This window comes from Okeania sp. SIO2C9 (genome assembly GCF_010672455.1).
Classification (GTDB): Bacteria; Cyanobacteriota; Cyanobacteriia; order Cyanobacteriales; family Microcoleaceae; genus Okeania.
Genome location: NZ_JAAHGO010000009.1, coordinates 70,873 through 83,496, shown reverse-complemented (window position 1 = coordinate 83,496; position 12,624 = coordinate 70,873). Strand labels below are relative to the sequence as shown.

General features: G+C 36.7%; 9 protein-coding genes and 1 pseudogene. 6 read left to right on the top strand and 4 right to left on the bottom strand.

Features of this window, described 5'->3' with window-relative positions; translation table 11 throughout:
• Positions 1 to 499: 499 nt before the first annotated feature.
• Entirely contained in the window at positions 500 to 682 is a 183-nt protein-coding gene (locus F6K23_RS08635; protein WP_293153407.1) for a hypothetical protein, read from the top strand.
• A 147-nt stretch (positions 683 to 829) separates the two neighbouring features.
• A complete protein-coding gene (locus F6K23_RS08630) occupies positions 830 to 1,900 on the top strand; it encodes a Gfo/Idh/MocA family protein (RefSeq protein ID WP_293153404.1) in 1,071 nt (356 codons plus the stop codon).
• 1,113 nt (positions 1,901 to 3,013) lie between these two features.
• On the opposite strand, the gene F6K23_RS08625 is transcribed toward F6K23_RS08630, so the two are convergent.
• Together F6K23_RS08625 and F6K23_RS08620 are read right to left on the bottom strand one after the other, a co-directional pair.
• Positions 3,014 to 3,370 carry a phenylpyruvate tautomerase MIF-related protein gene (locus F6K23_RS08625; protein WP_293153401.1) on the bottom strand — a complete coding sequence of 119 codons (357 nt, stop codon included), beginning with the start codon at positions 3,368 to 3,370 and terminating at the stop codon, positions 3,014 to 3,016.
• A 481-nt stretch (positions 3,371 to 3,851) separates the two neighbouring features.
• On the bottom strand, positions 3,852 to 4,331 hold the full coding sequence (locus F6K23_RS08620; protein ID WP_293153490.1) for a flavin reductase family protein: 480 nt from the start codon (positions 4,329 to 4,331) through the stop codon (positions 3,852 to 3,854).
• A 384-nt stretch (positions 4,332 to 4,715) separates the two neighbouring features.
• Here F6K23_RS08620 and F6K23_RS08615 point away from each other — a divergent pair, with 384 nt between their 5' ends.
• Both F6K23_RS08615 and F6K23_RS08610 read left to right on the top strand, forming a co-directional pair.
• On the top strand, positions 4,716 to 6,506 hold the full coding sequence (locus tag F6K23_RS08615) for an ABC transporter substrate-binding protein (RefSeq protein ID WP_293153398.1): 1,791 nt from the start codon (positions 4,716 to 4,718) through the stop codon (positions 6,504 to 6,506).
• A gap of 265 nt (positions 6,507 to 6,771) precedes the next feature.
• A complete protein-coding gene (locus F6K23_RS08610; protein ID WP_293153395.1) occupies positions 6,772 to 6,933 on the top strand; it encodes a hypothetical protein in 162 nt (53 codons plus the stop codon).
• A gap of 1,169 nt (positions 6,934 to 8,102) precedes the next feature.
• On the opposite strand, the gene hetR is transcribed toward F6K23_RS08610, so the two are convergent.
• On the bottom strand, positions 8,103 to 9,002 hold the full coding sequence (gene hetR / locus F6K23_RS08605) for a heterocyst differentiation master regulator HetR (protein ID WP_293153393.1): 900 nt from the start codon (positions 9,000 to 9,002) through the stop codon (positions 8,103 to 8,105).
• A gap of 549 nt (positions 9,003 to 9,551) precedes the next feature.
• The gene (locus F6K23_RS08600) at positions 9,552 to 9,803 is read right to left on the bottom strand and encodes a hypothetical protein (RefSeq protein WP_293153391.1); all 252 of its coding nucleotides are present in this window, start codon (positions 9,801 to 9,803) and stop codon (positions 9,552 to 9,554) included.
• A gap of 440 nt (positions 9,804 to 10,243) precedes the next feature.
• Between F6K23_RS08600 and cysC the strand changes: the two are divergent.
• Both cysC and F6K23_RS08590 read left to right on the top strand, forming a co-directional pair.
• Positions 10,244 to 10,789, top strand: a pseudogene (gene cysC / locus F6K23_RS08595) (adenylyl-sulfate kinase); the annotation flags it as partial.
• 134 nt (positions 10,790 to 10,923) lie between these two features.
• Complete coding sequence (locus F6K23_RS08590; protein ID WP_293153388.1) at positions 10,924 to 12,471, top strand: polysaccharide biosynthesis/export family protein; 1,548 nt, start codon at positions 10,924 to 10,926, stop codon at positions 12,469 to 12,471.
• Positions 12,472 to 12,624: the final 153 nt, after the last annotated feature.

Genomic DNA, 12,624 nt, shown 5'->3' with positions numbered 1-12,624 from the left:
GGGTTTGCGCTTCACTAGTCTTTTAGTAGGGGTAGGAGACAGGAGACAGGAGACAGGAGACAGGAGACAGGAGACAGGAGACAGGAGACAGGAGACAGGAGACAGGAGACAGGAGACAGGAGACAACCCACCCCTCGCCCCTCCCCATCCCAGGAGGGGAATATCAGGATAAACGGGGAATTAGCGAGGAGGTAGGATTCAACAATTAATAATTAATAATTACCTCTGCTTGAAAACGGAATTGATTGCCTAATTAATGAAAAATTTTTCTCTCTTGGTCGATTGGATATGGCGAGGAGACCTCGCCATCTCTCGACCGCTTGTTTCTCCTTGTAGAGCGACAGCTCGTGGCGCAGCCAAGGAGAGGATTTTTACCTTAATTATTCGGTAACAATTGTCAATTTGGGATTTTTCTGCCCAACTATGAGCCTAAAATACGCTCCTTTTTGAGCTTGAAGAGCTGAAAACCAGGCACTGCAATTCGACCCCAAAAAGGCACTTGTCTTTATATGTCAATGCTTTTAGATTTAATCAACAAGCCCTAATTAGAAAAAGAGGATTAATGGCCATGGGGCACAGGGTTAAAGAAAAGCACACGGCCTGCACTGAAGTTTCCTCAGCAGACGGAGCAAGAAAGCTTGTGGAGATGGTAGTAGCGGAGGTGCAACTCAAATTGTTTTGATTTGTTGCCTAGTTAAGAATCGCGGTTAGCGCAGTTTCGCGTTAGAAAAACAAGAATTACCCGTTATAATCTCGGATTTAACGGGTGAGTGTCAATACCTTACTCTAAATAGGTGTGGTGGAGGAGAATCTAGGAGTGCTAAATAGAATGTCTAAAGTATATTCATCCGTTTTTACTAAACATGGTCAACCAGAATCTCTTCGTGTAGGAGTTATTGGGGTTGGTAATATGGGACAGCATCATACCCGCGTCCTAAATTTGCTCAAAGATACAGAATTAGTTGGTGTCGCAGATATTAATGTGGAAAGAGGACTCGACACTGCTAGTAAATATCAAGTTCGTTTTTTTGAGGATTATAAAGACCTTTTACCTCATGTTGATGCTGTATGTGTAGCAGTTCCAACTCTTCAGCATTACGCTGTAGGAATGACTTGCTTAGAAGCAGGAGTCCATGTCTTAATGGAAAAACCTATTGCTGGTAGTATTGCCGAGGCCGAATTTTTGGTAAATACTGCTGCTGAAGCTAACCGAATTTTACAAGTGGGTCACATAGAAAGGTTTAATCCTGCTTTTCAAGAACTTAGTAAAGTCCTCAAAACTGAAGATTTATTGGCCTTAGAAGCTCATCGGATGAGTCCTTATTCTCATCGAGCTAATGATGTGTCTGTAGTTTTGGACTTAATGATCCATGATATTGACTTGTTACTAGAATTAGTTGCTTCTCCAGTTGTCAAATTAACTGCTAGTGGAAGTAGTGTTTCTAGTTCTGGAAATTTAGATTATGTAACAGCTACTCTTGGTTTTGCCAATGGTATTGTGGCGACTTTAACTGCTAGTAAGGTGACACATAAAAAATTACGTTCTATTATTGCTCACTGTAAAAATTCTTTGACAGAAGCAGATTTTCTTAACAATGAAATTCTGATTCACCGTCAAACAACAGCAGATTATGTGACTGATTATGGTCAGGTACTTTATCGTCAGGATGGTTTAATTGAAAAGGTTTATACTAGCAATATTGAACCTCTTCATGCAGAGTTAGAGCATTTTATTCATTGTGTTGGTGGAGGGAATAAACCTTCAGTTGGAGGAGAACAAGCTCTTAAAGCATTGCGGTTAGCTAGTTTAATTGATAAAATTGCTTTTGATGGTTTAGCTTGGAATTTAAAAGATTCAGAGTGTGATTTGTTGAATACTTCTATGTTAAAAGTAAGTTAAAGTATTTCCGTAAATTCCTTGATAGCAGGGAACAGGGAATAGGAAATAGGGAACAGGCAAAAGTGGAAAAAATATTTCCTTTTCTAAGGTTTATTATCAGCATAAGTCTTGACAAACCCATTCTTTGCTCTAGGAATTATTCAATATATAGCAATCCTAAATAAGTTGTGGCAAATCAAAAAGTAGATAAAAAAACTGAAACTACCACCTGTTCGCTGTTCTCTGTTCCCTGTTCCCTGTTGCCTAAAAGCGGTAAGATTTTTATACATAAATAAAATAGGATTGCTATAAGTATTATTTCTTTAATTAATTACTCCGCCTTGTTGATTAATTTAGGCGGAGTTTTATCTCATATAGAATCCGGTTATATAGTATATGTTCATTATTCAATCTCCCCATCTCCCCATCTCCCCATCTCCCCATCTCCCCCAACAATACAATTAAGTATTCAACTGGATTTGATATTACTCGTTACTCCTTACTCGTTACTCCTTACTCGTTACTCCTTACTCCTTAGTAATACGATAACTAATTACCCGGATTCTATCTCAGAAGGAAGAAGGAATAAGAAATGCCTGGCACGGGAGCAAGATGCTCCCACTGTTCTAGTAACAAAAATAGAGTGAATAAATTATTAGTTAAAACTTCATCTATTTATCTGGAAAGATATAAGAAAAATCGTAAGGATTTCCTGCGGAATGCTGCGCAAACAGCCATTGGCGGTCAGCTTTCAGGAATTAGTAGTTTGAGGATTTGAGTAATATTGAGTCGCAAGTAAGTAGCTAATTTATTTCCGACTTTTAATTCTTTTAAATCTTTCAACTCTGATTCCTTTTTCAAGGGCAATTAAATTAATAGCTGATAGCTGACAGCTAATACCATTTCTCAAAAATTTTTCTACATTTTGTTGAGCAGGGGAGTAGGGGATTGGGGGAGTGGGGGAGAAGCAAAGATAAGAATAATTAACATTAACTTAGCTGAAATTAGGATGCAAAGTGATTTTGCTTGTACAGATCAGTTGACAACTGAAGTACGGCCAAAGTATAGCAATATTTTTGGGAATTGGTATAACACTTGTTTACGCATCATTCCATAGGAAATGCTTACAAAAAATCAACCAAATGTGGAACTATTCCAGCCCCACATCGAACCTTTAGCATCAGAAAATTCTATATAAATTCTATTTTTTGGTACACCTAAAGCCTGATTAATTTGTTGACAAAAATCTTGACTTATCCCTTTTGTTTGCTGAGAATTCATAGTACCAATACTCTTAATCTCCATGTAGCAGACAGGTTCATCACTACTACCACCAAAAGTCATAGGAATATCTGATTCAAAAGTAGTCATTACATAAGATTCTGGTTTGCCAAAATGCTTCGCCATGCCAGAGGAAAGATTTTTTAAGAGGCTGTCAATTTTATCTTTTTCTGGTTGAGAAACAGAAGTTTGAACTTTAATTAGTGGCATAAATCAATCAATAATTAGGGTTTGCTGAAAAAGTCTTTTAGTAGGGGTTAGGAGACAGGAGACAGGAGACAGGAGACAGGAGAATTTAGAGTAGGTAGGAGTAAGAATTGTAAGAATGATTTTTCTGCCCAACTATGCGCCTAAAATATCAAATTTTTGAGCATGAAGAGCTGAAACTTTTGCACTTTTTTCAATACCAAAAAGTCACTTGTCTTGATATGTCAATGCTTTTAGATTTAATCGACAAAGCAATAATTAACAAAAAAAAATGGTTATAGCTTAATCTAGTAGATATGAGCTAAAGAGCTATTCATCAAAACTATATCTATATAGCACTCATAAACATCAAAAAGCTGATCGCTGAGTGCTAATTAATATATCAGGACTTACCCACGGACAATAAATCGAGAGGGCGAATGCCAGAAAGCCACTACATATGGGGTTTTCAAGGTAAACTTGCGTAAGTCCTGATATATGACAACTAACCACCATAATTCCAACCTGTACTTTCTAACAATAGAGGGTCTCCCTCACGATGTACACCTGCAGCAATTACTTCTCCTACATATACAGTATGGTCGCCCTTTTCTACAGCACCAACAACTTGACATTCCACATAACCAAGAGTATCTGAAATAATTGGACAACCAGTTTCTCCCAGATAAAATTCTATATCCTCAAATTTATTTCCCACGCGACGTTGAGGTTTGAAAAATTGTTGAGCTAAATCTTTTTGTCCTGCTGCTAAAAAGCTTAGGGAAAATACCTCACTAGCCTTAATCATGGCATGGGATTTAGAATCTTTATTTACACAATTAACAATTAGGGGAGGCGCAAAAGATGCTTGCATTACCCAACTGGCCGTAAAACCATTAACTTCCTCACCATCTTTAACACCACAGATGTATAATCCGTGAGGAATCTTACGCAATATTGTTTTCTTCGCCTGTTCGTCTAACAAAGTTTTATTCAATATGATTAATGAAGTTTACATTTGATATTTTAACAAAACTTAACCCATTGTGGTCAAATCTAAAAATTTACCGAAAAATTGTGGTTTAAAGCCTCCCCTTTTAAGGGGATAATAAATAAAAATTTTCATCTCTTTGTCAATCCTATCCGTTTTCAAGGAGATGTATTTGTTAATTATTAATTATTAATTATTAATTATTAATTGTTGAAAGGACTTAAGCAAATTCTTAGACAATACGATATCAGTAGGGGGCGTTAGCGGAGCTTTGCGTTAGCAAATGCCATTCGCCCCTACATCGAAAAATATACAGCACATTTTGTGATGTGATTATAAATTTTGCTGGCTAAATAAAAAAAAATTAATATTTTAATTATGTTTTCCCTAGACAATTTTTTCAAGAAACTAACTCATCAAAAAATTTGGCGTTTCATAGCAGTAGCATTAACAGTTGCCACCTTAGCGATCGCGTGCAACAACACCCAAACCACCAGAAACTCAGAAACACCAACCATCCCCGAACCAGGTACCCTCGTTTGGGCACGCTACAGTGACTCCGACACCCTCGACCCCCACAAATCAACATCACCATTATCTAGACAAATAATCGATCAAATCTACGAAACACTTTTGGCCTTCGATGACCAAGGTAAAATCCAAGCAAACCTAGCCAAAGAATGGTCAGTCAGCGATAACGGGCAAGAATATACCTTTAAACTCAACGAAAATATCAAATGCCATGACGGCACAACCTTTGATGCAAATGCCGTCAAATTTACCATCGACAGAGCGATCGACCCTGAGACAGAAAACAACACCACAGAAAGTTGGGGACCAATAGAAACTGTCGAAGTTGTAGACGACCTCACAGTTACAGTCAAAATGTCTCAAGCTTTTAGCCCCTTTCTCCGCTTTCTTGCCGATCCTTACTCCAGCATGATATGTCCTTCTGCCATTCAAACCTATAACAACAAATTTGGCATAGAAGGAGCAATAGGTACAGGTCCATTCAAATTTGTTGAGTGGACTCAAGGGGAAAAACTTGTACTGGAGGCCAACCCAGAATACAAAAATTATGGGCGACAAGTAGAAAATTCTGGTACTCCCTACATCAAAAAATTGATAATTAAAACTATGCCAGAAAAGGAAGCGAGTTTAGCAGCACTCGAGTCTGGAGAAATTCATTTAACTGAACCCCCATTAGAAGAAATTTCTGCTCTTGAGGAAGACTCAAAATTCAAACTTCATATTGCTGAGAATAGTGGTCAAATAGTATTTTTAGAGTTCGTTACTTCCCGACCTCCCTTTGACGATGAAAAAGCAAGACAAGCAGTAACTTATGCAATAGACCCCAAAAAAGCAACTGAGGAAGTATTTGCAGGTTTAGTTAAACCTTCCGAATGCGCGATCGCAGATGTGATGTTTCCCAGTGATGAAAAACTTTGTTCCGAGTTTAGTATTAAACCAGACCCAGAAGAAGCAAAAATTTTATTAGAGGAACTTGGTTATAGTGAGGATCAACCATTAGAAATAACTCTTTTAACTTGGCAAGGAGGAAACCGTCAAAAAGTAATAGAAAATTTTCAAACTCAACTAGAAGAAGTAGGAATAAAAACTAAGTTAGAAACAATGGATATTGGCACTCTTAATGCCAGAATAAAAGAGGAAAATAGTCAAACAGAAGGTAATGGTGTTATTGATATGATGGGGTGGTCTTGGTATGACCCAGATTTTCTTTATACATTGTGGCATTCTCCTGGTTGGATGGGAGGTTATCACAGTGATGAACTGGATACATTACTAACAGAAATGCGAACTACAACTAACTTAGAAGAACGACAAGAAAAAGTTATAGAAGTTCAGAAATATTTGTTGGAAAATGCAGTGATGATGCCACTTTATAGTCCTGGTTGGATGTGGAGTTATGTTAGTAGTTCAGATGTTGAAGGTTTTAAGATAGGTGCTTTTAATCGACCTTTATTTAATGATGTAAAGTTGTCTAATACTGTAGAGGAGAAAGAAGCAGTTGAGTCTCCTGCAAGTTCTGAAGAAGAAGAATCAGAACAACCAGTTACTACAGAAGAGAGTCAACAGGATAAAGAGTCTATTTCTTCACCAAAAAATGAGCAAGAAGTAGAAGTTTCTCCATCACCTGAAAATGAGTAATTAAGTCTTGCAGAAGGAAGAAGTAGATGGGGATAGTCTTCGAAAAGGCACTTCCTGTCTACAAACCCCAAGCAATTTCAATACCGTCTAGAGGGGGGTATTATACTATGTTCTCAAAAATTTTTCTACATTTGTAAACCGAAAAGAAAAAGTACAAAATAATATCAAATAATTGAATGCCAATTAATACGAAAAAATCATCTTAAAAACTTACCCTTTTAATTGTGCAAATTAATTATCTGGTTTATAAAATGGAGACAAAGTTTTGCTTTATTTACAATTAGATGAAGGTATCAAAGAAATAATTAAAAAGTATGCTCCTGCTTTGACTAGCATAGGTGTAGATTTTTTGAATTCAGAAGTAGAAGAAGCAATTTATTACTTTTGTCAGGATTTGGAAGATGCTTTGAGGACTACTATATCTTAATTGGTATTGGAAACAAAATAATTGAGAAGATTTTGATGCACCAAATAATTTTTTAATTAAAGCACTTAAAAAGCGTTTAGGTCTGGAATTCTCCACAAACAGCTGATTGGCATTTAGTAGTCAGCTTCTTACAAGAGGCAATCCCTCTTAAAATTAAACGACTTATAGAAGTCGGGGATTTACAGAACTTTTGAGGATGGTGAGGTACCATTAAAGATGGTAGTCCTGTATAGTAATGGTCAATGGTGGCTGAAATGCTTGCTATACCGTTACCGAAAAAATTACAATGCACCACTACCTTAAAGATTAAATCTATCTTCCCTATTATACCAGTTTGAAAAAAGGGTAGTCCTGTATAGTAATGGTGAATGGTGGCTGAAATGCTTGCTATACCGTTACCGAAAAAATTACAATGCACCACTACCGAAAAAAGAATGCTATAAAAAGTGCATCTTGATCGGATATGCTTAAAAATAGATGACCCAGTGCAAGTTAGATGGTTATCTCTATCTTTTTCCCTTTTTTTTCAATACTTATCCCTTCTTCCTTCTTGCTTCTTCCTTATTTATTATTGGTATTAGACCTCTCCAAAAATACCTATTTTGGAACAGTACTATAAAGGTTTCAGAACCTTTTCTGGAGATGTCTATTGACTAAAGCGATCAAACTTTGTACCTCACTAACTCCGAAACTGCTGTAAACCCAAGCTTTTAGCGTGCTGAAAGCTTAGTGCTAAAATACTGATAGCTAGTTAAAGACAATTGGCATCCTTACAAATCGGATGATAAATGAATGGAAAATCAAATGTTTAAAAGTGAAGGAATGAAGCTGAAGTTCACTGGGGAAAAGATAAAGGGAATTATCTAGTGGTTGATATTCAAGAAACGATTATAGGAACAAAAGCGACGATAATTTTTAGGAGCGGAAAAAGTATTGATTTGCGGAAAGCTAGTAGGATGACTAGGGAAGAATTACTAGAATATGCTGAAGGAAACTATAGAAAATTTTGCTAAGTAATGAAAATTTATCTGAATAATTTTACAGTGAAGTTGTTTGAGAAGTTTGCTAATTACAAATTACAAATTACCAACCTTCATTTAAAAATAAAATTACATCAGGAGCTAGAAAACTTCTAACTCCTCAATGATTGAAGTTTACAAGTAATTAGACTAATCATCCTTGGGTCCAAAAACCATTTGTACTACCATTTGTTTTCCGTCTGATTGATGATAGCGATCAGCCCAATGTCTAATGATTTCGTCTAACTCTTCTTTAGCTTGCTCATACCGGTCTGGAGAAATATCAAACTCCTCCAAAACACGCATTACCTTGTTGTTTTGTTCTGCCCAATCCCTCATCATACGGAAATAACGAGCTGTCTCTTCGACCATGATATAAGTACGTTCCTCCTCATCTTCTGGAGAATAAGAAGAGCGAGTGAGGGCATAAAAAGGCATTCCCCAAGTAGAATCTATCTTAGTTACCGTACCAGAATAAATCAAGCGACGTTTAATATGTTCTGCTAAAGCTTCACTTAGAGGCATTCGGCGTTCTGGTGGTAAATCTTCCTGAGACCGCCTGTGTAAAAACTCAATTAACTCCATAAACTGAAAAGAATTAATCAATTTAGCATCAGGCATATTTGGAGGGAGTTTAGTTTCAGTGTATCGCTTTTCCTCAGTAGTAAGATTGTTACCAGGAACCCTTGATTGCCCAGGATTCCAAGGATATTGTTCGAGCCACACATAGGGAAACTGAATCAAATAGCGAGGTTTTTGAGAACCCAACATTTTTAGTAGTTTGCCTTCATTGAGTGCTTTTTCTACTTCTTGCACGATCACTTTAACCCGTTTAGGTTCTATGTGATGCAGATGTCCTGTCATGCGAAGATTTTCACCTTGTTCAATATAGGTCATATAAATCGCACATTTAGCCGCAGTTGCAGCTGCATCCAAGAAAGCTCCATGACGATGCCCGCTCGTCCTCATGGCACTAAATGCTAAATATAACATAATCTGATCCATAGCACTGGGGCTAAGGCTATTAATCAGATCGGTATCACTTTTCATTACAATCCCCAAAATAACAAAAACTTAAGAGGCATAGTATCATCCTCTATTAAAAATATGCTGACCATGATGATACTTCAATAATAGAAAGTCAGCCAAATATAACTCTTGCACCAAGCAAGTATATGTCTTTGAGACTTTTTGCATTTGGCGTAAGAGCAGGCACGCAAATTAAGCGTGCGAATAGATTGTTATCTTAGTAGATTTTTACACCCTGTGTACTTTTGACTGACATGCATATTTATATCAATATAACATACAAAAGTACTATAGACCGCACTTAATAGCAGTAGTATCAATAGTTACTAAGGTCAATAACCCATTGAGATTTGATGTTCTCTGTTAACACTTAAAGGTCTGAAGTTATATAGTTTAAATGCCCAACAGCTTTTTATGATATTAAACAATAAAATTCTCTCGTTAATTAACAAGAGAATTTTTGACAAATTTTCAGAGAGTTAAGATCGTCAAACCAAAGCCTTAAGTAACTTTAACAAAGATGTAATTAAGAATTAAAACTTAATACAGCAAGAGACATTTTAATAAGCTTCAGCGTCCACTACCACGATGAGAACATTTGTCATTTTCAAGCTCACAATCAAAATCAGAAGTACCAATTGTGTTTACAAAAGCTCGTATACTTCTCTTTCTGACATTATCTTTATGAGTTCTAGTTCGAGCAGATCCTCTGAAAAATGTAGAAGAGAATGCTACTTCATTTTCAGTGATTAAAGCTTTACTACTAGGAGCATTACCTAGTAATAATAAAAAAGAAAAAATTATCGCTGTATAACTTTGCATAGGTTAAATCCGTGTGAGAGTGTCTATTCTCTGATACAAACATGAAAGATAAAATCAGGATATTTCACTAATAATTTATGAATTGAATTTTCTTTTATACCCATTTTAAACACTAAAATATTGACCAATAATTGTGGTGAGTAAGTAATACTAATATTTTAAAAAGGGGTTGAGTAAAAAGCTCTTAGAGTGGGTTTACGAAGAGAAGCGGATGTAAAGTTAAGACCTAAATTAATTCCACAGATTATGAAAGAACAAAAACGATGTTTCAACTACCTACCCATTATTATCCGGTTTAGATAGCCCTCATTCAGTAAATAAAATTATTAACAGGTTGGTGGCCTAAAATTTTATTTGTGTTTGTCAAAAAATTTAGTTATATGAGTATTGCTTAACTACTAATTCACAAATTCCGGTAAAATGTAAAATTAGTCAAAACTCACAAAAATCAAGTTAAAATGGAAAAAGGGTTTATTCTTTGGTTTACAGGCTTAAGTGGAGCTGGGAAAACAACTATCAGTAAGGTTGTGGCAGAAAAATTAACAGAAAGAGGTCGTAAAGTAGAGATATTAGATGGAGATATAGTTAGAGAAAATCTATCAAAAGGGTTGACTTTTAGTAAAGAAGACCGAGATATAAATGTCCGGAGAATTGGGTTTGTAGCTCATCTCCTCAGTCGTAACGGAGTAGTGGCAATTACCGCAGCAATAAGTCCCTACAAAGAAATACGCAATCAAATTAGGAAAATGGATGAAAACTTTATAGAAGTTTATATAAATGCACCTTTAGCAGTATGCGAAACACGGGATGTAAAAGGATTATATGCCAAAGCAAGGGCAGGAGAAATCAAAAACTTTACTGGTATTGACGACCCTTACGAGCCACCAGAAAATCCAGAAATTACTTGTTACACAGATAAAGAAACATTAGAAGAAAGCGTAGCTCATATAATTAGTAGTTTAGAAAAATCAGGTCATTTAGCATAATCTAAAGAATAGGGAGGGATTCAGCAATGAGGCAAAATAAATCCAGATACTGGGAAGAAGACATTTTGCTAATAATATCTTTATCCAAAAATCTAAGCTATGGAATCATAGTTTTATTATGCAGTTGCTGGGGATTGGCATATTCTGCACAAGCTCAACCCCTCTCTCCAAAATTTCAGAAAGCACCAGCAAACTCAACTTTACCCAAACTAACAGAACCTTGGCCTCAAGGTACGGAACCAACACCACCACTGCTTCCTCCAGCACCAGAACCAATATCTATTCCTGAACCAGAAACTCCTTTACCAGACTCAACAGCATATACACTCGGCGGTGGCGATCGCGTTCAAATAGATATCTTCAATATGCCAGAATATAGTGGGGAAAATGGCCAACATCAAGTACAAATTGATGGGACTCTTAACTTGCCATTGGTAGGTAATATCTCGGTTGAAGGAAAGACTTTAGATGAAGCAAAAGAATTAATTCAAGAAAAATACGGAGAATATCTACAAATATCTATAGTTAATCTTAATCTCTTAGCAGCACGTCCATTAAAAATAGCGATCGCTGGAGAAGTCCAACATCCAGGTTCATATACTATTTCTCCTATTGTTGATGGAGGGGAGGATAATCAAAGTGGGACTCAATTACCGACAGTTACTAAAGCATTACAGGTTGCAGGTGGAGTGACAACTTCAGCAGATGTCAGGCAAATCAAAATTCGTCGTACCCAACTCAATGCTCCAGAGCAAGTCATCAGTATTAATTTATGGAAATTACTGCAAGATGGTAATTTGCGCCAAGATATTCCTCTGCGGGACGGGGATACTTTGTTTGTCCCTAGTATTACTGAAGTTAATCCAGTAGAGTCTGCTCAATTAGTAAATGCTAATTTTGCTGGTACTAATACTCAACCTCTCAATATTGCAGTGGTGGGAGAGGTGGCACGACCTGGTCCATATATATTAGAAACAGGTATTGACCAAAGTCAACTTTCAGCTACAGAAGAAAACTCAGATTCTACCGAAGCAGATAACAATATTTCATCTGCTCAAAATACTAAGTTGCATACTGTCACTAAGGCGATTAAAATGGCAGGGGGTATTACTCCATCTGCAGATATTCGGCAAATAAGGGTACGCCGACTAACTCGTGCTGGTACAGAACAAGTTATAAAAGTAGACCTTTGGCAACTTCTGCAAAATGGAGATTTAAACCAGGACTTAGTTTTAGAGTCAGGAGATACAATTTATGTGCCAGTAGCAGATGAAGTTAACTTGGATGAATTAGCTGAAGTTACCGCATCAAGTTTTTCTCCTGGCAATCTAAAAATTAATCTGATTGGAGAAGTTGTTAATCCTGGGATAATTTCTATGGTTCCTAATAGTACGCTTAATCAAGCTTTATTAGCGGCAGGGGGTTTTAACCAGGGAAGAGCTGAAACTGAAGAAGTGGAACTTATTCGTCTCAACCCAAATGGTACGGTTACTCGTCGTCAGGTACAGGTAGATTTTTCTGCAGAAGTTAATGAGGAAACTAATCCTACTTTACTTAATAATGATGTAATTTTAGTTGGTCGTTCTGGTAGGGCAGCTTTGACTGATAATGTTAGAGGTGTTTTAGCTCCTTTCAGTCCTATTAATAGAATTTTAGGGATATTTTTAGATATTTTTAATTAAGTTTCTAGGAATAAGGAAGAAGGGAGAAGGAAGAACAGGACTTACGCAAATTGACTATTAAAGAACCATTTGTAGGGGTGAATGGTATTAGATAACGCCAAGCTCCGAATGGCGCCCTAGCCATAAGTAGAGTCTCTGCGTAAGTCCTGAAGA

Bases quoted from the DNA above. Each gene is read 5' to 3' on its own strand.
- F6K23_RS08630 (WP_293153404.1), top strand. From the start codon at position 830: ATGTCTAAAGTATATTCATCCGTTTTTACTAAACATGGTCAACCAGAA.
- F6K23_RS08625 (WP_293153401.1), bottom strand. From the start codon at position 3,370: ATGCCACTAATTAAAGTTCAAACTTCTGTTTCTCAACCAGAAAAAGAT.
- F6K23_RS08615 (WP_293153398.1), top strand. From the start codon at position 4,716: ATGTTTTCCCTAGACAATTTTTTCAAGAAACTAACTCATCAAAAAATT.
- hetR (WP_293153393.1), bottom strand. From the start codon at position 9,002: ATGAAAAGTGATACCGATCTGATTAATAGCCTTAGCCCCAGTGCTATG.
- F6K23_RS08600 (WP_293153391.1), bottom strand. From the start codon at position 9,803: ATGCAAAGTTATACAGCGATAATTTTTTCTTTTTTATTATTACTAGGT.